Origin of the sequence: Streptomyces sp. A012304 (genome assembly GCF_026008495.1) — a bacterium.
Classification (GTDB): domain Bacteria; phylum Actinomycetota; class Actinomycetes; order Streptomycetales; family Streptomycetaceae; genus Streptomyces.
The window spans coordinates 1-19,822 of record NZ_BQUN01000012.1 but is presented as its reverse complement, the minus strand read 5'-3'; the positions used below and the strand labels follow the sequence as shown (position 1 = coordinate 19,822).

The 19,822-nt window shown below is 70.9% G+C and carries 20 protein-coding genes; 8 read left to right on the top strand and 12 right to left on the bottom strand.

The features are described 5' to 3' along the window. The first annotated feature begins 55 nt into the window (after positions 1 to 55). Positions 56 to 1,033, top strand: coding sequence for an alpha/beta hydrolase (locus tag ALMP_RS03230; RefSeq protein ID WP_264924488.1), 978 nt, complete (start codon positions 56 to 58; stop codon positions 1,031 to 1,033). A gap of 51 nt (positions 1,034 to 1,084) precedes the next feature. On the opposite strand, the gene ALMP_RS03225 is transcribed toward ALMP_RS03230, so the two are convergent. Further along, the gene (locus tag ALMP_RS03225) at positions 1,085 to 1,573 is read right to left on the bottom strand and encodes an ATP-binding cassette domain-containing protein (RefSeq protein WP_264924486.1); all 489 of its coding nucleotides are present in this window, start codon (positions 1,571 to 1,573) and stop codon (positions 1,085 to 1,087) included. Between the two features lie 108 nt (positions 1,574 to 1,681). Here ALMP_RS03225 and ALMP_RS03220 point away from each other — a divergent pair, with 108 nt between their 5' ends. Beyond that, the gene (locus ALMP_RS03220; protein ID WP_264924485.1) at positions 1,682 to 2,767 is read left to right on the top strand and encodes an LLM class flavin-dependent oxidoreductase; all 1,086 of its coding nucleotides are present in this window, start codon (positions 1,682 to 1,684) and stop codon (positions 2,765 to 2,767) included. Beyond that, on the top strand, positions 2,764 to 3,384 hold the full coding sequence (locus tag ALMP_RS03215) for an FMN reductase (protein WP_264924484.1): 621 nt from the start codon (positions 2,764 to 2,766) through the stop codon (positions 3,382 to 3,384). The genes ALMP_RS03220 and ALMP_RS03215 overlap by 4 nt, the downstream gene beginning before the upstream one ends. An 80-nt stretch (positions 3,385 to 3,464) precedes the next feature. Here ALMP_RS03215 and ALMP_RS03210 read toward each other — a convergent pair whose 3' ends face one another. Further along, the gene (locus ALMP_RS03210) at positions 3,465 to 4,415 is read right to left on the bottom strand and encodes a helix-turn-helix domain-containing protein (RefSeq protein WP_264924482.1); all 951 of its coding nucleotides are present in this window, start codon (positions 4,413 to 4,415) and stop codon (positions 3,465 to 3,467) included. Between the two features lie 187 nt (positions 4,416 to 4,602). Here ALMP_RS03210 and ALMP_RS03205 point away from each other — a divergent pair, with 187 nt between their 5' ends. Both ALMP_RS03205 and ALMP_RS03200 read left to right on the top strand, forming a co-directional pair. Next, on the top strand, positions 4,603 to 4,887 hold the full coding sequence (locus ALMP_RS03205) for a helix-turn-helix domain-containing protein (protein WP_264924481.1): 285 nt from the start codon (positions 4,603 to 4,605) through the stop codon (positions 4,885 to 4,887). Positions 4,888 to 5,295: 408 nt separating this feature from the next. Then, positions 5,296 to 6,516, top strand: coding sequence for a tetratricopeptide repeat protein (locus ALMP_RS03200; protein ID WP_264924479.1), 1,221 nt, complete (start codon positions 5,296 to 5,298; stop codon positions 6,514 to 6,516). 165 nt (positions 6,517 to 6,681) lie between these two features. Here ALMP_RS03200 and ALMP_RS03195 read toward each other — a convergent pair whose 3' ends face one another. The 6 genes from ALMP_RS03195 to ALMP_RS03170 all read right to left on the bottom strand — a co-directional run bounded on the left by ALMP_RS03195 (position 6,682) and on the right by ALMP_RS03170 (position 12,532). Further along, positions 6,682 to 7,020, bottom strand: a complete 339-nt coding sequence (locus ALMP_RS03195; protein ID WP_264924478.1) for a GNAT family N-acetyltransferase — start codon at positions 7,018 to 7,020, stop codon at positions 6,682 to 6,684. Further along, positions 7,017 to 8,651 (bottom strand): MFS transporter, encoded by a 1,635-nt coding sequence (locus ALMP_RS03190; RefSeq protein ID WP_264924477.1) that lies wholly within the window; start codon positions 8,649 to 8,651, stop codon positions 7,017 to 7,019. The genes ALMP_RS03195 and ALMP_RS03190 overlap by 4 nt, the downstream gene beginning before the upstream one ends. 3 nt (positions 8,652 to 8,654) lie before the next feature. Beyond that, on the bottom strand, positions 8,655 to 9,392 hold the full coding sequence (locus ALMP_RS03185; RefSeq protein WP_264924476.1) for a YoaK family protein: 738 nt from the start codon (positions 9,390 to 9,392) through the stop codon (positions 8,655 to 8,657). Then, on the bottom strand, positions 9,373 to 9,897 hold the full coding sequence (locus ALMP_RS03180) for a DoxX family protein (RefSeq protein WP_264924474.1): 525 nt from the start codon (positions 9,895 to 9,897) through the stop codon (positions 9,373 to 9,375). Before ALMP_RS03180 ends, ALMP_RS03185 begins: the two co-directional genes overlap by 20 nt. 37 nt (positions 9,898 to 9,934) lie before the next feature. Then, complete coding sequence (locus ALMP_RS03175; RefSeq protein WP_264924473.1) at positions 9,935 to 10,597, bottom strand: hydrolase; 663 nt, start codon at positions 10,595 to 10,597, stop codon at positions 9,935 to 9,937. A 63-nt stretch (positions 10,598 to 10,660) separates the two neighbouring features. After that, positions 10,661 to 12,532 (bottom strand): amidohydrolase, encoded by a 1,872-nt coding sequence (locus tag ALMP_RS03170; protein WP_264924472.1) that lies wholly within the window; start codon positions 12,530 to 12,532, stop codon positions 10,661 to 10,663. A gap of 285 nt (positions 12,533 to 12,817) precedes the next feature. Here ALMP_RS03170 and ALMP_RS03165 point away from each other — a divergent pair, with 285 nt between their 5' ends. Then, positions 12,818 to 13,789: an alpha/beta hydrolase gene (locus tag ALMP_RS03165; RefSeq protein ID WP_264924471.1), complete on the top strand. Its 972-nt coding sequence runs from the start codon at positions 12,818 to 12,820 to the stop codon at positions 13,787 to 13,789. Positions 13,790 to 13,807: 18 nt separating this feature from the next. Further along, positions 13,808 to 14,527, top strand: coding sequence for an alpha/beta fold hydrolase (locus ALMP_RS03160; RefSeq protein ID WP_264924470.1), 720 nt, complete (start codon positions 13,808 to 13,810; stop codon positions 14,525 to 14,527). A 51-nt stretch (positions 14,528 to 14,578) separates the two neighbouring features. Here ALMP_RS03160 and ALMP_RS03155 read toward each other — a convergent pair whose 3' ends face one another. After that, positions 14,579 to 15,724: a low temperature requirement protein A gene (locus ALMP_RS03155; protein WP_264924469.1), complete on the bottom strand. Its 1,146-nt coding sequence runs from the start codon at positions 15,722 to 15,724 to the stop codon at positions 14,579 to 14,581. Between the two features lie 47 nt (positions 15,725 to 15,771). Next, complete coding sequence (locus ALMP_RS03150; protein ID WP_264924468.1) at positions 15,772 to 17,148, bottom strand: NAD(P)/FAD-dependent oxidoreductase; 1,377 nt, start codon at positions 17,146 to 17,148, stop codon at positions 15,772 to 15,774. A gap of 232 nt (positions 17,149 to 17,380) precedes the next feature. Here ALMP_RS03150 and ALMP_RS03145 point away from each other — a divergent pair, with 232 nt between their 5' ends. Then, positions 17,381 to 17,956: a Dps family protein gene (locus ALMP_RS03145; protein ID WP_264924467.1), complete on the top strand. Its 576-nt coding sequence runs from the start codon at positions 17,381 to 17,383 to the stop codon at positions 17,954 to 17,956. Positions 17,957 to 18,019: 63 nt separating this feature from the next. Here the strand turns inward: ALMP_RS03145 and ALMP_RS03140 are convergent, their stop codons facing one another. Both ALMP_RS03140 and ALMP_RS03135 read right to left on the bottom strand, forming a co-directional pair. Continuing rightward, on the bottom strand, positions 18,020 to 18,262 hold the full coding sequence (locus ALMP_RS03140) for a hypothetical protein (protein ID WP_264924466.1): 243 nt from the start codon (positions 18,260 to 18,262) through the stop codon (positions 18,020 to 18,022). Between the two features lie 470 nt (positions 18,263 to 18,732). Then, positions 18,733 to 19,716, bottom strand: coding sequence for a phosphotransferase family protein (locus ALMP_RS03135; RefSeq protein ID WP_264924465.1), 984 nt, complete (start codon positions 19,714 to 19,716; stop codon positions 18,733 to 18,735). Positions 19,717 to 19,822: the final 106 nt, after the last annotated feature.

Here is a 19,822-nt window from a genome sequence, read left to right as displayed (position 1 = left end):
GTGCCGACAGAGCCGCCCCTTCGCACGGCCCGTGACCGCCCCCGCAGGAGTTCCCTTGGCCGAAGACCCGCCGCCCCCGCGGTCTGCGCCCGTCCTCGAACGGCAGGCCCGGGCCTTCGCCGAGGCGCACAGCTGCCCTTCCTCCGGGAACGGCGACGCGGCCCTGGCCAGAGCACGTATGGCGGCCCTCTGGAACGGCGACGGCCGGGACGAGCCCGACGTCGAGGAGGAGTGGCTCGCCCTGCCGGGCAGCGACAGCCGCCGGATCCGGGTACGCATCCTCCGCCCCGCCGGCAGCGACAAGCCGCTGCCGGTAGTGCTCTACCTGCACGGGCTCGGCTGGATGCTGACGGACGCGTACGCGCACCGGAACCTGGTGACGGACCTCGTCCTCGGGACGGACGCCGCCGTGGTCGTCCCCGAGTACGAGGTACCGGCGGACGGACGGCACCCGGGCGCCGTCGAGCGGGCGCACACCGTCGCCCGGTGGATCGCCCGCAACGGCGCGCAGTGCGGTCTCGACGGCAGCCGGATGGCGGTCGTCGGAGTCAGCGCCGGCGCCCATCACGCTGCCGCCCTCACTCTCGTGACGCTGGAGTGCGGCGGGCCGGGCTTCCGCCACCAGGTGCTGGTCTGCCCGGTGACGGACGCGGCGATGGACACCCCGTCCTACCGCGAGTTCGCCGACGGGTATTTCCTGAGCCGCGCCGTCATGTCCGAGTACTGGCAGCAGTACGCGCCGGATCCGAAGACCCGTGGGCTTGACATCGTTTCCCCTCTGCGCGCACCCGCACGCCGGCTACGGGGCCTGCCACCGGCGCTTGTCCTCACCGCCGAGGCCGACGTGGTCCGCGACGAGGGGGAGGCGTACGCGGCGCACCTCAGGGAGGCCGACGTCCCGGTCGCCTCAGTCCGTTACCACGGCACGATCCACGGATTCGTCCTGTTCGACTTCCTCCGCGACACATACGCCTCCCAGGCGGCCCGGGTCCAGATGACGGACACCCTGCACGCCGCCCTGCACACGGCCTGACAGCCGGACGACCCTGGCGGGCGCACCGTCCAGCAGACCGAGGTCCTGGTCCTACAGGGCGATCACCAGCGCGGTCTCCGGCAGCGCCCGGCACAGCGCGGCCAGGAGCGTCTCGGCGGTGGGGCGGTCCAGGCCGGCCACGGGCTCGTCGAGCAGCAGGACCCGAGGACGCCGCAGTACGGCCCGTGCCGTGGCGAGGCGCCTGCGCTGCCCCTGCGACAGCAGCCGCCCGCCCGGGCCCACCGCCGTGTCCAGCGGCAGCCCCGACAGGCCGACCACCTCCAGCGCGGCCCGCAGCGCGGCGGCCTCGGCCGACGGTGCCGCCTGGCGGAGGTCGGCCGCGACCCTGTCGTCGGCCGGCCAGTCGTCGGCCTCGACGAGGGTGACCGTCTCGGCGACGGTCCGGGCGGGCAGATCGTGCGGACGGGGCGTCAGACCGGCGGTGCCGCGAGGCAGCCGCGCAGGGTCACCTGGGTGTCCAGCAAGGCCCGGTGGTCGAGCAGGCGTTCGGTATATCGCAGACCGGTAAGCGGCAGCCACGAATGGGCACTGACGGGCAAGTTCCGCTGCACGGACAGGCACCGGCACTGTCCAGCCGGTGCCTACATTCCCGGTGTCAACACAGTTCGCCGGAACGAAGAGGCGCCCATGCAGTTCGGAATCTTCTCGGTGGGGGACGTCACCCCCGACCCGACCAACGGCAGTACCCCCTCGGAGCGTCAGCGCATCAAGGCGATGGTCGCCATCGCGCTGAAGGCGGAGGAGGTCGGCCTGGACGTCTTCGCGACCGGCGAGCACCACAACCCGCCGTTCGTGCCCTCGTCACCGACCACGATGCTCGGCTACATCGCCGCCCGCACCGAGAAACTCATCCTCTCCACCGCGACGACGCTGATCACCACCAACGACCCGGTGAAGATCGCCGAGGACTACGCGATGCTCCAGCACCTGGCCGACGGCCGGGTGGACCTGATGATGGGGCGCGGCAACACCGGCCCGGTCTACCCCTGGTTCGGGCAGGACATCCGGCAGGGCATCAACCTCGCCAAGGAGAACTACGCGTTGCTGCGCCGGTTGTGGCGCGAGGACGTCGTGAACTGGGAGGGCAAGTTCCGCACGCCGTTGCAGGGGTTCACCTCGACGCCCCGGCCGCTGGACGGCGTACCGCCGTTCGTCTGGCACGGCTCGATCCGCTCGCCCGAGATCGCCGAGCAGGCCGCGTACTACGGCGACGGCTTCTTCCACAACAACATCTTCTGGCCCGCCGACCACACCCGGCGGATGGTCGAGCTGTACCGGCGCAGGTACGCCCACCACGGTCACGGCCGTCCCGAGCAGGCCATCGTGGGCCTGGGGGGACAGGTGTTCATGCGCCGCAACTCGCAGGACGCCGTACGGGAGTTCCGCCCGTACTTCGACAACGCGCCGGTGTACGGTCACGGGCCCTCGCTGGAGGAGTTCACCGAGCAGACCCCGCTGACCGTCGGCTCCCCGCAGCAGGTCATCGAGCGGACGCTGTCCTTCCGTGAGACCGTCGGCGATTACCAGCGGCAGCTGTTTCTGATGGACCACGCCGGACTGCCGCTGAAGACCGTGCTGGAGCAGCTGGACCTCCTCGGCGAGGAGGTCGTACCGGTGCTGCGCAAGGAGTTCGCGATCGGCCGCCCGGCCGATGTGCCGGACGCGCCCACCCACGCGTCCCTGCGGACCGCGCCGGAGGTGACGGCCGCGTGAAGCTCGTCGCCGTCTCGGCGGGGCTGAGCACCCCGTCGTCCACCCGCCTGCTCGCCGACCGGCTTGCCGAGGCCGCCCGCGCCGACCTGGCCGCTGAGGGCCACGGCGTCCAGACCGAGGTCATCGAGCTGCGCGAGCTGGCCGTCGCCGTCGCCAACCATCTCGTGACCGGCTTCCCGCCGCCCCAACTTGCCGCCGCGATCGACGCGGTGACGGGCGCGGACGGTCTGATCGCCGTGACGCCCGTGTTCACCGCCTCCTACAGCGGGCTGTTCAAGTCCTTCTTCGACCTGATCGACCCGGACGCCCTCACCGGCACGCCGGTGTTGATCGCGGCCACGGGAGGCACAGCCCGGCACTCCCTCGTCCTGGAGCACTCCCTGCGTCCGCTCTTCGCCTACCTGCGCGCCGCCGTCGTATCCACCGCGGTGTACGCGGCGTCCGAGGACTGGGGATCGGGCGGTGACGACTACACCGAGGGCCTGCCCGCACGCATCCAGCGGGCGGGCGGCGAACTGGCCGCCGCCATGGCGGCTCGCCCGGCGTCGTCGGAGACGACGCCCGACGACGACATCACCGCCCTCGAACGGCAGCTTTCTGACCTGCGCTTCGACTGAGCCGCCCGTCGTCGCTCAGCGGCAGGTCACGCCGGCGCCGCCAGCGGCGCCGGCGAGTGAGGCGCGGTCCCGGTGCCGGCTCAGGCCGCCGCAGTCTGCCATTCGCGGGGTGTCATGCCGTACGCGCTGCGGAAGACACGGCTGAAGTGGCTGGGGCTCGCGAAGCCCCAGCGGCGGGCGACCGCCGCCACCGTGGTGGGCTTGTCCGTGGCCCGGGAGAGGTCCAGCCGGCACCGCTCCAGGCGCTGCCGCTGGATCCAGCGGCTCACGGTGGTCTCCTCGTGCTCGAACAGTTTGTGGAGATAGCGGACCGACACGTGGTGGGCGGCCGCGATCATCTCGGGCGACAGGCGGGGATCGGCCAGATTCCGTGCGATGTACTCCTTGATCAGCGCCAGCATGCCCGAGGCCGATTCCGGCGCGTGCGGGTTCAGCGCTCCGGACCGCTCCTGGACGAGCATCGCCAGCAGGTCCCTCGCGACGACGCCGAGTCTGGGCCCGACCGACGCGTCGTACGTCCCCATGCCCTGGGCCAGGCGGGTCACATACGTGGCCACCAGTCCGCTGCTGCCGTGGTCGCCGGAGAAGACGGTGGCCGTGAGCTTCCGTATGTCCTGCTCGGGCACTCCCAGAGCGCTGCGGGGCAGGTGTACGGCGGTGAAGGCGAAGTCGTCGGCCAGCTCCTTGCGGAAGGGGCGGCCGGAGTCGGACAGGGCGAACTCGCCGGGGCGCAGCAGCACCTGTCTGCCGTCCTGCTCCAGCGCCGCGGTTCCCCGGTGCTGGAAGGCCACGGTGACCCACTCCTCGCCGTCCCGGGCGATCAGGCGCGGACTGCGGGTGACCACCTGCGGGCCGGCCTGCACCACGGCCATCTGCAGAGAGCCGAGCCGCTCGCTCGCTATCGTCCCCGCGGACGGCTCCCGCTCCAGAAGATTCACCCGCAGCGGAATGAAGGTGTTCGAGACCGCCTCGTGCCAGCACTCGGCCCGCTGGCTCGGGGACAGCGACGTGGTCGAGAGGACTACAGGCACGGGGCCTCCTCCAAGGCTTCTGTGGATCAACTGTGTGCCAAGAACGATGACACCGGAGAGATCCGCGCCCGTCCAGGAAGAACGACGGGAAGAACTCCTGCTCCTCAGCGACCGCGCCGTGGGATCCCGGCCGCGTCGGGAGTGCGTAGGATCTCATCACCTGACGATCGGAGAAGCGGGAGCTGAGGTGACCACGCGTGCCCCGTCCCTGGGAACGCTGCTGCGTGGTCATCGGCACGCGGCGGGCCTGACCCTGGAGGAACTCGCCGACGCCGCCGGCGTCAGTGGCCGGGCGATCGGCGACATGGAGCGTGGCCGTGGCCTCGGTCCGCAAGCCCGCACCGTGGAAGCCCTCGCGGACGCCCTCGGACTCGCTCCGGCCGACCGAGCCGAACTGCTCGCGGCGGCCCGCGCGGGTCGTCGCCGCCCCAAGGACCCGGCGCCCGGACTGTGCGGTCTGCCTGGCAGCTGACCGAGCGCTGTGTCGACGGATGCTTCTTCGTCGACCCGCGCGGCCTGGACGCGGAGCCGGTCGCACCGCACTACGCCCTGCTGCGGCTCCTGAAGGCACTGGGCGTGGGCACGCGAGACATCCCGGCCGACACCGACGAGCGTCAGTCCCTGTACCGCCGGCTCCTCCGGGACAAGCGGGTCCTGTTCGTCCTGGACAACGCGGCCCACGAGACACAGGTGCGTCCCCTCCTGCCGGGTGCGGGACACGGCGCGGTCTGGATCACCAGCCGCCGCGCCCTGACCGGGATCGCGCACGCCAGAAGGCTAGCCCTCGCCCCGCTGCCCGCGGCCTCCGCGACCGGCATGCTCGGAGCGATCATCAGTACCCGGGAGGACACTCCGGCCCGCCTCGACGAAGCCGCCCTGAGTGAGATCGCCGAACAGTGCGGTCACCTCCCGCTGGCCCTGCGCATCGCCGGCAACCGGCTGCTCAGCCGCCCCGCGTGGAGCGCCCACGACCTGGCCGACCGGCTCGCCGCCGAAGAACTGCGGCTCGACCGGCTCACCGCGGGGGACCTGCACATCGAGTTCGGCGTTCGCCCTCTCCTACGCACAGCTCACCCCCGACCTCAGACTGCTGTTCCGGCGTCTCGCGCTGGTGCCGGGCCCCGACTTCGGCAGCGCGCTCGGCGCCGTACTGACCGGCCTGTCGCCGCGCCGGACCGAGCAGTCGCTGGACGAGCTCGTCGAACTCGGCCTGCTCATTCCCACCACGGGCGACCGGGCCGCCTTCCACGACCTGATCCGCCTCTACGCGGCCGATCGCCTACGGGACGAGGAGACCGCCGAGGACATCCGGGCCGCCCGGACCCGTATGAACGAATGGCTTCTGCACACGGCCCGCGCGGCCGGCCAGTGGTTCGAACCGGACCACACCCCGCCGCCCGGCACTTCGGCCGTGCCGCACAGCCGGCGCGCGGCCCGCGAGTGGCTGGAGGACGAAGGGGAGAACTGGTTCGCCGCGCTGCGGGACGCGGCAGCGCACGGCCGGCACACCATGGTGGTGGCCGTCGCCGAGTCCATGCACTGGTACGCGCACTGGGGAATCTTCTGGGGCCACTGGCCCGAGGTCTTCGCCCTGTCGGCGACCGCCGCCCGAGAACTCGGCGACCCACGCACCGAGGCCGCGCAACTGAACCAGCTGGCCTGGTCCCTCCAACTGTTCCTGGGGGACTCGGCGGCCTCCGAGCGACGGGCGCTTCAGGCCGAGCGACTGGCAGGGCAGGCCGGTGACCAGGTGCAGCAGGCGTGGGCACTGGCCCACGCCGCGCACGCCGCGGCCGCCAAGGAACGCTTCGAGGACGCACTGGCCTACGGCGACGGGGCGGTCGAGCTGTTCGAGCGGGAGGACGACAAGGCCGGCCGCGCTCAGGCGCTGCTCGGCACCGCCCACGATCTGCTGGCCCTCGCCCGGCCCCGGGAAGCCCTCGACCGGCTGCGGCAACTCCCCGCGCTCGTGACGGACCCCGCTCGGCACCGGACCGGCACATCGCGGACTACCTCGCGGCGAACACCTGGCGCGCCATCGGCATCACCCACGCCCGCCTCGGCGACTGGGCGGAATCCGCCTCCGCCTTCCAGGCCCTGATCCTCCACGGACTCGCCCAAGCCCTTCACCACCAACAGGAGTTCACGGAGGCCCGCAGGACCCTGGCGGAGGCCCGGGACCTGTTCAACGCCGTGGGAAGCATCGCCAAGGCGACCGAGGCGGAGGAGCTGCTGACGGACTGGAGCCCGGACGGGCGGGCGTAGTTCAGCCCAGCTCCGTGTGCAGCCACTTCAGGACCTTTGGGGTCACCGGATCGGTGATGTCGTCGAACTCCCCATGCCTCTTCAGGAACTTGGCCACGTACGGGCACACCGGCACCACGCGCTTTCCCGCGGCGCGCGTGTCGGTGAGGGCCTCATGGACCAGCCGCGAGGCCAGCCCCTGTCCGGCGAAGGCGTCGTCGACCTCCGTGTGGTAGAAGACCCGCTGGTCCGCCCGGTCGCGATACGCGGTCAGTCCGGCGAGCTGTCCGCCGACCAGGATCTCGTAACGGTGCCGGGCGTCGGCCCGCTCGACGGTCGGGGCGGTGGAGGGCTGGCTCATGGGGTTCCTTTCGGGGGATCGTCCACCGGGACCACGGGGCCCGAGGACGCGTCGAAGGCATGGGTGACCTCGGGCTGTGTGCCCGGGACGAGGAGGCTGCGGGCCTGGTCCTCGCGCCGGCGGTCGGCGAGGGTCAGTCGGTGCTCGTGCTGGGCGAGGTGCTCGGACCAGGAGGCGACGAGGTAATTCTCGATGAAATGGCCGGGATCCTGGCCGTCCTGGTAGAGGCCCCAGGTAAGGGCTCCGGTGCGGCGTCGGGAACGGGCGACGTGCGCCATGCGCTCGGTGAAGACGGGGCCGTCTTCGGGGGCGACCCGGTACGAGACCGTGACCTGCACCGGGCCGTCGGAGGGTCCGGGCTCGAAGACGAGGGGTGGGGCCGGCCAGTGCCGGGACGGGGACGGGTCGACGCCCTCCGTCCCGTGCAGCGGCCGGTGCCGCACGCTGAGGGCGCTGAGCAGCAGCAACACGCTTGCTGTGAGGAGGGGGATGGTCAGTCCGAGCCGCTCGGCCAGGGCGCCCCACAGCGGGGCCGTCAGCGCCTGGCCGCCCTGGAACACCAGCAGGTACACGGCGAGGCCACGCGCCCGGACCCAGCCCGGAAGCCGCCTCTGCATGGCCGAGTTCAGGGTGGACAGGACCGCGATCCACGCCACCCCGGCGAACAGCAGGGAAACCGCCACCGGCCACGTGTTCCGTACGGTGGCGAGTACCACCAGGACACCCGCGAAGACGAGGGCGCCGCAGGCGAGCGTGCCGTTGGCGCCGAGCACCCGGTTGACGCGGGGCAGGACGAAGGCGCCCGCCACCGCTCCGGCGCCGACCGCGCCGAGCAGCAGCCCGTAGCCGCCCGGACCGAGGTGGAGCGAGCGGCTCGCGACGAGCGGCAGCAGCGACCACAGGGCGCCGCCGCCGGGGATGAACAGGGCCGTGCGCAGGAGGATCCGGCGGACACCCGGCGCGTACCACACGTAACGGCGGCCCGCGTCAAGAGCACTCAGCAGCTTCTCGCCGCCGGGAACGGGAACGGCCGTCGGCGAACGCCGCCACAGCAGCAGGACTGCGGCGATGCCGAGGTAGGAAGCGGCGTTGAAGGCGAAGACCCAGCCCGGGCCGGCCCACGCCACCAGCACTCCGCCCACCGCGGGCCCGACCGCGCGGGCGAGATTCATGTTCACGGCGCCCAGCGCGGCGGCCTGCCCCAGCTGACGGCGTTCCACCAGCTCCGGCTGGATCGCCTGCCAGGCCGGCCCCATCAACGCCGTACCGCATCCCAGCAGGAAGGTGAGGACGAGCAGCAGCACGGGAGTGAGCGCGTCCAGGAACGCCAGCACGGCCAGCGTGCCCGACACCGCCAGCATGGCCACCTGCGCGGCCAGCAGCACCCCGCGACGGTCGAACCGGTCGGCGACCACGCCCGAAGGCAGGGCGAGCAGCATGACGGGCAGGCTGGAGGCCGTCTGCACGAGCGTCATCAGGGCCGCGTCGTGCCCGATCAGGAGCCACTGGGCGCCCACCATCTGCATCCAGCTGCCGATGTTGGAGACCAACTGGGCGATCCACAGCGCCCGGAAGACCCGGGCCCCGAGGGGAGCCCAGGCCGAGTCCGGCTTCAGGGACGGTGTGTTCACGGCTCAGGACCGCGGCCGGTGCCAGTCGGCGTCGGTGACCGACAGCCGGTGCGTGGTCAGCGAGACCGCCGCGAGCAGCACCAGCGTGAGGGTCAGCGCGAGCACGAGGTGGCCGTTCAGGACCAGCCAGGCTCCGACGAGCGCGCCGAGGAACATGGCGAGGACGGAGAGGATACGGCGGCCAGGGCGCGGCGCCTGGCCGCCGGCCGCGGGGGAGTCGGCGGCCAGGCCCGTCAGGGTGAGGGTCAGCACGGTCGTGGTGAGGTCCGGGACACCGAGGCGCCGCGCGGTCGCGTTCTGCAGACCCATCGCGAGCCCCAGGAACACGATGAGCGTGTACTGCACCCCGGTGCCGACCTTGCCGTCCGCCACCGCGGCCACCACGACGGTGACCGCGACCAGGAGCGTCTGCACGGCCGTCGCCGACCGCAGCAGGCGCCCGCGGTGCGTGGCGAACCGCGTGCCGAGCCTGCCCCCGGCGAGCGCGCCCGCCAGGAACGAGGCCATCGCCACGACGGAGGCGAGCGCGGACAGGCTCTCGTCGCCGCCCAGGGCGAACCCCAGGAAGACCACGTTGCCGGTCATGTTGGCGACGAGGACGTTCCCGAGCGCCAGAAAGCTCACGGCGTCGACCAGGCCGGTGACCGCCGTCAGGGTCAGCATCAGGGGAGGCAGCGGCCCGTGCTGGTCCCCGTCGCGGGGGACCAGCGTGCGGCCGGCGTCAGTCAGCAGCGCGCGCATACCGCGATCCCTCCGCCACATCGGCCGCCCGGTGCAGCACCGCGCGGGTGAGCAGTCCGCTCACCGGGCCCGCCACGATCGCGGCGGCGGCCACCCACACCGGCCAGGGCGTGATGCCCAGCGCGTGGTCCACGGACCAGCGTCCGGGCCCGGTGAGGGCCAGGGAGGCGGCGACGGCGACGAGAACCAGGGGGTATTCGTAGCCGTCGTTCTGTACCCACAGGCCCTTGTGCCACTTGACCGTGCCCGCGACCGTCATCACGCCCATCGCGGCCATCGCGGCCAGGGGCGTGAGTAGTCCGGCGGCCAGGAACAGGCCGGAACCGATCTGACTGGCGCCCGCGACGAGCGCGGTCAGCCGCCCGCCTCGGAAGCCGTCGCGACGGAACTCCTCGGTCCCGCCCGCCAAGCCGTTGCCGCCGAGCCGGAAGCTCACCTTCTGCACTCCGTGACCGGCGATGAGCAACCCCGCCACCAGCCGGAGGACCAAGAGTCCAGCGTCCATCGTGTTCCTGCCTGTTCCTGACTTTCGAAGGGGTGGATCAGCCGGCGGCGTGGGCGCCGATGACGGCCTGCGCGTAGACCACACCGAGGCCGTAGGCGCCGGCGTGCTCCTTGACGACCTCGGTCACCGGGACGTACGTCTCGGTGCGTGCCCAGTCGCGCTGGAGCTCCAGCAGCACCTGCACCCAGGTGACCGGGACGGCCCCGGCCTGGATCATCCGCTGGATCGCGTGCTCGTGGGCCTGCGGGCTGACACCGGCGGAGGCGTCGGTGACGACGTAGACCTCGTAGCCCTGGGCGAGGGCGGACAGCGTCGGCAGGACGACACAGACCTCGGTCCACAGACCGGCTATGACCAGCTTCTTACGGCCGGTCTCCTTGACCGCGTCGACGAAGTTGGTGTCCTCCCAGGCGTTCATCGTCGTGCGGTCGATGACCTTCTGGTCGGGGAAGACCGCGGCGAGCTGCGGCATGATCGGGCCCGAGAAGGACTCCGCGGCCACGGTGCTCAGCACGGTCGGCACCTCGAAGACCTTGGCGGCCTCCGCCAGCCCCACGGTGGCGTTCATGACCGCCTGACGGTCGCCGCTGCCGGCGGCGAAGAACATCTGCGGCTGGTGGTCCACGAACAGCACGGCGCAGTTGTCGGGCGTGAGCAGGTCGGGGCTCGGGGCGGCGGTGACCTCGGCGATGTTGACCATGATGGAAACCTCTCTGGGTAGGGTGATGCGGCTCAAGTGCCGCTGATATAGGGGAAGGTGAAGTCAGAGGGAGAAACAGGGATCGAACGGTGTGGCGCTGCCGTCCGTGGTGAGACCGCGGGCGATGCGCCACTGGCGGTGCTGCTCCGACTCGGCGATGGCCTCGCCGAGCCGCACCGCCTGGTGGGCGCCGGCGCTTTGGTAGCCGCCGAAGTGGGCCACCGGGCTCCAGCCGGGGCTGATGGGCGGCAGCTCCTCGTCGAGGCCCTCGTACTCGGCGGCGGCGTAGACGATCCGGCCGCCGGTCACCGTCAGCAGTGACTCGATGTGCGCGATGTCCGGCTCGGGCACGGTGAAGTAGTCGTCCGACAGCACCGCCAGGTCCGCGTAACAGCCCGGCCGCAGAACGCCCTTGACGTCTTCCTCACCGGTCAGCGCGGCGCCGGCGCGGGTGAACAGCGCGAGCGCCGTCTGCCGGTCGACGCGGTTCTCCGGCGGGCGCAGCGCCAGATCACCGACGGTACGGCCGCTGACCAGCCAGTGCAGGGCCACCCACGGGTTGTAGCTGGAGACGCGGGTGGCGTCGGTGCCGGCGGCCACGGTCAGGCCGCGGTCCAGCATGGCCCGGATCGGCGGGGCGTCGGCGGCGGCACCCGGGCCGTAGCGGCGCAGGAACGCCTCGCCCTGGAAGGAGAGCCGGTTCTGCACGGACATCGCGCCGCCGAGCGCGGCGATGCGGTCCAGGCTCTCCGGGGAGACCGTCTCGGCGTGGTCGAACAGCCAGCGGTTCCCGGCCGGGAAGAGCCCGTCCGCGGCGAGCCGCTCGAACACCGTGAGGTCCCGGCGGATGGTTTCGTCGTAGGTGGCGTGCAGCCGGAAGCCCCAGCCGTTCTCCATGAGGAGACGGACCGCCTTCTCGAATTCCACCTCGTAGTCCGGCGTGAGTTCCGGACGCGGCTCGGTGAAGTTCTCGAAGTCGGCGGCGGCCCAGGTGAGATTCTCACCCGCGCCGTTCAGGCGCAGCCATTCGTCCCCGTCCTCGGGGCTTGCCATTTCGATCCAGCGGGCGAGGTCGTCGATCTCCTGCCCCGGAGTCTGCGGGAAGAGGTGATAGGCGATACGCATCGACAACTGGCCTGCCTTGGCCAGTTCGATGACGGTGGCGTAATTGTCGGGGAAATTCTGGAATCCGCCCGCGGCGTCGATCGCCGAGGTCAGTCCGAACCGGTTCAACTCCCGCAGGAAATGACGCGTGGACGTCTTCTTGTCCTCGCCCTCCAGCACCGGCGCCTTGGCGAGGGTCGAGTACAGGATGAGCGCGCTGGGCGCGGCCAGCAGCATACCGGTCGGTTCCCCGTCCCTGCCGCGGACGATCTGACCGCCCTTGGGGTCGGGGGTGTTCTTGTCGTATCCGGCGGCCTTGAGGGCGGCCCGGTTGAGGATGGCCGACTGGTACAGGTGCAGGACGAACACGGGGGTGTCGGGGGCGGCGGCGTTCAGTTCGGCGACGGTGGGCAGTCTGCGCTCGGCGAACTGCTCGACGGACCAGCCGCCCACCACCCGTACCCACTGGCCCTTCGGCGTGCGCGCGGCCTGCTCACGCAGCATCGCAAGCCCCTGCCGCAGGCTGCGCACCCCGTCCCAGCGCAGCTCCAGTACGTAGTTGAGGCCCCCGCGGATCACGTGCAGGTGGGCGTCGTTGAGACCGGGGACCATCCGCCGGCCGAGCGCGTCGACGACCTTCGTGCCGGTGCCGATGTGCGGGGCCACGTCGTTGTCGTCACCGACGACCGCGATGACGCCGTCGCGGACGGCGAGGGCCTCGGCCTGCGGGCGTCTCGGGTCGCCGGTGTGGATCCGGGCGTTGCGGACGACGAGGTCCGCGGCCACCTCGGTGGCCTGCGGAACCAGCCCGCCGACCGGGATTGTCGACATCTCCTGAAACCCCTTCCGGGCCATCTGAATTCGGCTCCCCGCTTCTCGGAATTCCTTGGACTTCCCCGGGTGTCGGAGCCGCGATTGCTTCGCTCTCACGATAGGCACGGCGTGTGAGCGCCACTGGGCCAGCAGTGCACCGGAAATGGTCCGACAGTGCACTCCAGGTCCGTGCACTGTGGGCGCAGTGCTGATGCGCGCACGGGCAATTGCCGTCGGCCCCCGCGCCTTAGCGTCCGAGGTGGCACCGCCAGAAACGCACCCCTTTGAACATCAGGAGACGCCATGTCCCACACCGTCGAGCCGGTTCAGCCGGTACTGGAGCCCGCCGCGCAGGCGTTCGTGGAGGCGACCGCCAATCCGCCGTATCTGTTCGACCTGGCGCCGGCGGAGGGCCGTAAGGCCGTCGACGAGGTCCAGTCCGGCGACATCGCCAAGCCCGCGATCGACGAGGAGTGGATCAGCGTCTCCGGCGGCCCCACGGGCAGTGTGCGCGCCCGCATCGTCAAGCCCGCCGGTGCCACCGGCACGCTCCCGGTCATCATCTACATCCACGGCGCGGGCTGGGTGTTCGGCAACGCCCACACCCACGACCGCCTGGTGCGCGAGCTCGCGGTCGGCGCCGATGCCGCCGTGGTCTTCCCCGAGTACGACCTCTCGCCCGAGGTCCGCTACCCCGTCGCCATCGAGCAGAACTACGCGGTCGCCCGGTGGATCGTCGAGCAGGGCGCCACCAAGGACCTGGACGCGTCCCGCATCGCCGTGGCCGGTGACTCGGTCGGCGGCAACATGACCGCGGCGCTGACCCTGATGGCGAAGGAGCGCGGCGACGTCCCGCTGGTGCAGCAGGTGCTGTTCTACCCGGTCACCGACGCGAACTTCGACACACCCTCGTACCACCAGTTCGCCACCGGTTACTTCCTGCGCCGGGACGGCATGCAGTGGTTCTGGGACCAGTACACGACGGACGAGGCGGAGCGCGCGCAGATCACCGCCTCCCCGCTGCGGGCCACCACCGAGCAGCTCACCGGCCTGCCCCCGGCCCTGGTCATCACCGGTGAGGCGGATGTGCTGCGGGACGAGGGCGAGGCCTACGCCAACAAGCTGCGCGAGGCGGGCGTCCCCGTCACCTCGGTCCGCTTCCAGGGCATCATCCACGACTTCGTGATGCTCGACACCCTGCGTGAGACCCACGCCGCCGAGGCGGCCATCACGCTGGCCGCCGACACCCTGCACGCCGCCCTGCACACCGCCTGATCACAAGGAGACCCAGACATGAGCACCACCACTCCCACCGTCGTCCTCATCCACGGCGCGTTCGCCGACGCGGCCAGCTGGACCGGCGTCATCGAGGAACTGCAACGCCACGACATCCCGGTCATCGCCCCGCCGAACCCGCTGCGCGGTCTGGCCTCAGACGCCGCGTACGTCGCCTCCGTGGCCTCCCAGATCGACGGACCCGTCGTGCTGGTCGGCCACTCCTACGGCGGTGCGCTGATCACCGTCGCCGGCACCACGGAGAACGTCGTCGGGCTGGTCTACGTGGCCGCCTACGTCCTGGAGGAGGGCGAGAGCCTCGGCGAACTGCAGGGCAGCTTCCCGCTCTCCCCGCTGGTGAGCAACCTCAAGCAGTGGACGTACCCCGTCGCGGACGGCGACCCGGCCGTCGAGGTCACCATCGCCGCGGACGCCTTCCCCTCGGTCTTCGCCGCCGATGTGCCCGAGGACGTCACCAAGGTCCTGGCCGCGGCCCAGCGCCCGTTGGCCGCCGCCGCCTTCGAGGAGACGGCCTCCGCCGCCGCGTGGAAGACCAAGCCGTCCTGGGCGCTGATCGCTGGCGCCGACACCGCGATCAACCCCGAGGTGGAGCGCTTCGGCGCCAAGCGCGCGGGGGCGACGATCGTCGAGATCGAGGGCGCGTCGCACGCGGTCGCCGTCTCCCGGCCGAAGGAGGTCGCCGACCTGATCCGCGACGCGGTACGGGCGACGAGCTGACCAGAGGCACAACAGGTGCGCGGACGAACCCGATTCGTCCGCGCACCTGTTTCAACGCCGCACGCGCTCGCTCCGGTCGGCCACCGTGACCACGGCGACCAGGGCCGCCGCAGTCAGACCGGCGACCAGAGCGGGCGCGGGGGAGAAGGCAGCCGCCAGAACGGCGACCGCGACAGCGGGAAACGCGAGCTGTTCGACCCCGCTCCGCCGGTGCGGCCGTACCTGGATGGCCCATACGGTGATCAGGAAGACGGCCGCCGGCAGGGTGACCGCGAGCCCCGCGGCCGTCGGCGGGGCGCCGGAGCGTCGGGCGACGAGATGGGCGAATGCCGCGAGGCCCGCCCCCTCGGCCGCCGCCGAGGCGAAGATCAGATAGTGGCCGTACGCCCAGGTGAACCTCTTCCTGTGGGCCCGGTGCGTCGTGGCGAGCAGCGCGTGCGCGGGCCTGGCGAAGTACAGCCACCACATGGTGAAGACCATGAGCAGCCCGCCCGCCGCCAGCAGGTACAGCGCACCGGCGTCGTGATGGCGGTCGAAGCCGCCGCGGACCGCGGCCACGGCCGCGGCGATGGACTCGCCGAGAACGATGAGGGTGAACAGTTCGTAGCGCTCCGCGATGTGGTGTGGATGCCATGGGGTCATCCCGGCGGACTGCGCCCACACCGGGACAGAAAGCTCGGCGACGATCAGCCCGACGATGGCGGGCAGTTGGGCCGCTTCGGGCAGGAAGAGCAGCCCGACCCAGCCGATTTGACACACCATCACTCCGGTGGCGAAGCGCAGAGCCGTCCGCCGCCGGCCCGGGTCCGACCGTGCGGCCCGCAGCCACAGGGCGGCAAGGGCCGTACGCAGGACGACATATCCCAGCGTGATGGCGCGCAGATCCCCCTCCTGGAACGCCCGCGGCACACCGGCGGCGAGGATGAGCGAGCCCGTGATCTGGACCAGCACCGTCAGCCGGTACGGGACGTCGTCCGGGTCGTAGGCGGAGGCGAACCAGGTGAAGTTCATCCACGCCCACCAGATGGTGAAGAACACCAGCGCGAAGCGCAGCGTGCCGGTGAGGTGGTGGCCGTCGGTCACCGCCGTGCTCAGGCTCGCGGACGCCTGAGCCACCGCGATGACGAAGCACAGGTCGAAGAGGAGCTCCAACGACGTTGCCGTCCGGTGCGGCTCGCCGGGGTCCCGGCCCGGCATGGTGCCCAGCGCGCGCGTGCGCAGTGTGCTCGGCTTGTTCGGCTCGTTCAGCGAAGGGCTCCCAGAGCGGCTTCCACCGTGCGGTGGAAGGTGGGATAGGTGTAGATCATGTGCCTGAGGCGCGCGACGGGGACTTCCGCGTGGACGGCGACGTTCAGCCCGTACAACACCTCACCGCCCGCGGGCCCCGCCGAGGTCGCTCCGACGAGCACACCGCGGTCGGCGTCCTCGACCAGCTTGATGAACCCGTCGTTGCCCGGCCCGTGGATCCAGCCGCGTGTGGAGGAACTGATCGGCACCAGGCTGGTGCGCACCCGCAGACTCCGCTCGCGTGCCTGTCGTTCCGTGAGTCCCACAGCGGCGATCTCGGGGTCCGTGAAGGTGACCCGGGGCAGCGCCCGGTAATCGGCGTCGGGCCCGGAACGCCCGAGGATGTCCTGTACGGCGATCTCCGCCTGGTACATCGACACATGCGTGAAGCTGCCGTGGCCGGTGATGTCGCCGATCGCCCAGAGTCCGTCCCCGGCCCGCATCTGCCCGTCCGTGGGCACGGTGTGTGCCGAGGGGTCAAGGCCCGCCGTGTCGACGCCCAGCGCGGCCAGGTCGGCGCCTCGTCCGGTGGCGACGAGCAGCCGTTCGGCGCGCAGGGGCGCCTCGACGCCCTGCATGTGGACGGTGAAACCGGTCCCGTCGTGGCCGACCTTTCCGGCCCGGGCCGAGGTGAGGACGGTGACGCCGTCCTCCCGCAGCACCTTCGCGGCCAGCTCCCCGGCCTCGGGCTCCTCCTGGGAGAGCAGCCGGTCCTGCCCCTCCACCACGGTGACCGCGCATCGGAAGCGTGCGAAGACCTGGGCGAGTTCCACGCCGATCGCGCCGCCGCCGAGCACGATCAGCGAGGCCGGAAGCTCCTTGGCCGCCACCGCCTCGCGATTGGTCCAGTACGGCGTCGACGCCAGGCCCGGCACGGGAGGGATCCGGGGCTGGGAACCGGTAGCGAGAACCACGCCCCTCCGGGCCCGGATCGTGCGCTCGCCGACCGTCACCTGCCGGGGCCCGGTGAGCCGTCCCCTTCCGCGCACGAGCCGGCCGCCCTTCGCCGTGAAGCGGTCGGCGGCCACCTGGTCGTTCCAGTCGTCGGTGGCCTCGTCCCGGATACGTCCGGCGACCCGGCTCCAGTCGGGGGTCACCTCCGCCGCACCGGCGAGGAACGCCACCCGGCCCGCCTCCGCGAGCAGGTTTCCGGACCGGATCATCATCTTGCTGGGCACGCACCCCCAGTACGGGCATTCGCCGCCGACGAGTTCCGCCTCGACCCCGACCACGTCCAGCCCGGCCTCGGCCAGCGTGCCCGCGAGGAACTCGCCTCCGGGACCCAGCCCCAGGACAACCACGTCGACCACGTCGGCCTGCTCGCTCACGCTCATGCTTCTCCGTTCCTCGTGCCGTGCTCGGGACCCCGTCGTCCGCTCGTCCGCGAGGCTAGGCGGGTCGAAGCGCCGGGTCGTGTCCGTCAGTGCACGGGGGCTTGTCCGAGAACGAACGCGGCGCACTTCCGTGCGTTGCCGGGCACTTGCGTATGCGCTGCTGGTCAACGCGTCCGCCTCAGCCGCGTCTAGCGTCACCCGGGTCCACTGCCCAGACGCCAGGAGGCGGATCATGACCACTCATCCCCAGTACAGGAACAGCCAGCCTCGGCTGCATCAGAAGGGCGAGATCATCCAGGAGTTCGGGACCGTCAAGCAGTTCCCGCTCGGCCTGTCCTACGAGACACGCATGTACTCCTGCCAGCGCCTCAACAAGGTGCTGGCCGACACGCAGATCCTCTACGGCCTCTACAAGAAGCACCACTGGCTGATGCGTGGGGCGACCTTTTACCAGCTGCACCTGGTGCTGGACAAGCACGCGGGGGAACAGCTGGCACTCGTCGACGCTCTCGCCGAGCGGGTCCAGACCCTGGGCGGTGTCGCCCTGGGCGATCCCCGGCACGTCGCCGAGATCACGTCGGTCCCGCGGCCTCCGGACGGCGTGGAGGAGGTGCCCGCCATGCTCTCGCGGCTGTTGGAGGCACACGAGACCATCCTCATCGACGCCCATGACGCGGCTGGCCGCAGCGCGGAGTCGGGCGACGACGGCACCAACGACCTGCTCGTCTCCCAGGTGATCCGGACCGGCGAACTCCAGGCGTGGTTCCTTGCGGAACACCTGGTGGACACGCCTTTGGTCCGGGCCTGAAGTCGTCTGTGCCTGATGCCGTCTGTGCCTTTTGGCTTGGTTCGTGCCTGAACGCTCGTCCAACTAGGCGCGGCGCTCCGCGAGTTCGCCATCGACGCCGAGATCGGTCTCGACGTCGTACGACACGCGGTCGTGCCCCGCCGTGGGGTGGGCGATGTCGGTGCCGAGGTCGAAGGTGGCGGTTTCGACGGCCTCGGCGAGGGCTTCCTCCTCACGGCGCCGCACAGCCTGCTCGTGGTGCTCGGTGATCCGCTCCACGATGTCGTGGACGACGTGATGGTGGTGGCCCTGCTGGGATTCGCTCATGACCGCATCATTTGGCATATAAAGCACATTTCACAACGAATGGCGTGTGAATAGCCGGTGACGGGATGCCAGGTGAGAACGGGGCGTTGCTGTGCGGGAGTTCGGCGGGGCGCGGGGCGATGACGTCCCAGTGCTCGACGATCTTGCCGTCGGTGACGCGGAAGAGGTCTCAGTAGGCGACCGGGACGCCGAACTCGCCATCCGGCTGCAGGAGTACGAAGTCACCCTCGGCCACGACCCTGTGGGCGACGGACAGGTTCTCCGGGCAATGCCCTCTGAGGTCGGGGCAGGCATCCAGAACTGGCCGCGTCCGAGGCCAGGCGAGGTGAACCTGTTGCATCTGCTCGTCAGAGTTGAAGCACATCACATGCGCATCCCTCGAAATAGCGTACGAGCAGGGGATGCGGGCCCAACCCCCCAGAGAGCTCGGAACGAGCAGCGGCTTCAATCCTCTGACGCAGCTCACGAAGTCAGAACGACCAGCCGCGCCGGTCGGACAGCCATCGCAGAGTGGCTTCGCCGCACCATGTCTGGTGCTGGCGAAGGTGCGGTGACCAGTCCGCCGGGGGCTGTGCACCGGAGACCAGGAAGAAGCCGGAGAGCGCGGCGAGGGCGGCATCGAGCTGCTCGTCGTCGACCCCGAGGGCGGTGGGATGCGCCGCGAACAGAGTCGTGGCGTCGTGACCGTCAGCGAACGCGGTGGCCAAGAGGAGGACCAGGTCGAACCAACCGGCCCCGATGCACGGCCAGTTCCAGTCGCAGATCCACGCGCCGCCGTGGGTATCGATGAGCACGTTGTCCTGGCGCAGGTCGTGGTGCAAGACGGCGGTGCCCGCTGTGGCCATCTGCCATTGGCCCTCCAGCTCAGCCAGCTGCGGCGTGAGCCCGAGCGGCATCCATGCAGGCAGAAGCTCCGGCCTGGTCCTGCCGGCTTGCAGGTCGCGCCAGTCGGTGAAGTCGCCCTCGGCGTCGATCGGCTTGAGACCGAGTTCCAGTAGCTGTGGCGAAGCCACGGCGAGCGCCTCCGCCGCGGTGGCGTAGGCGTCCAGGGTGGCGTTCAGGTCGTTGGACTGCCAGGGTTCGGCGGGCATGTGACCGCCATCGACCGCGTCGAAGCCAAGGACAACCCATTCGTCCTGCTCCTCGATCCACTGCAAGCGGGGAGCCGGAACCTCCGGGGGCAGCGCCTGGTTGATCAACGCCTCCCTCCGGTAACAGTCGGCGATCACAGCGTTCTCCCCGCCGTTGACCGCCTTGATGAACTGAGTGCCGCTGCTCCCGTGGGCAACCGCGGCAAACCCACTGGTGAAGCCGCTCCCCGCACTTGGCCCTGTGTCCACCACACCACCCAAGTGCCGTGAGATCAGCTGCCGGACGGCATGTGGAAGGTCGCCCCAGCGCGGACGTACCGCTGTGGAGTTGTACTGCAGGCGCGGGGTGACGATGTCAGGCATTCTGCAAGAGTGGGGGAACCCATCCTCCCTGTGCGACAGATTTCTAGTAGGACTCCGTTAGGTCTGTCTTGATCTTGGTGTGGTCCTGCTGGGCAGGGGTTGGTGG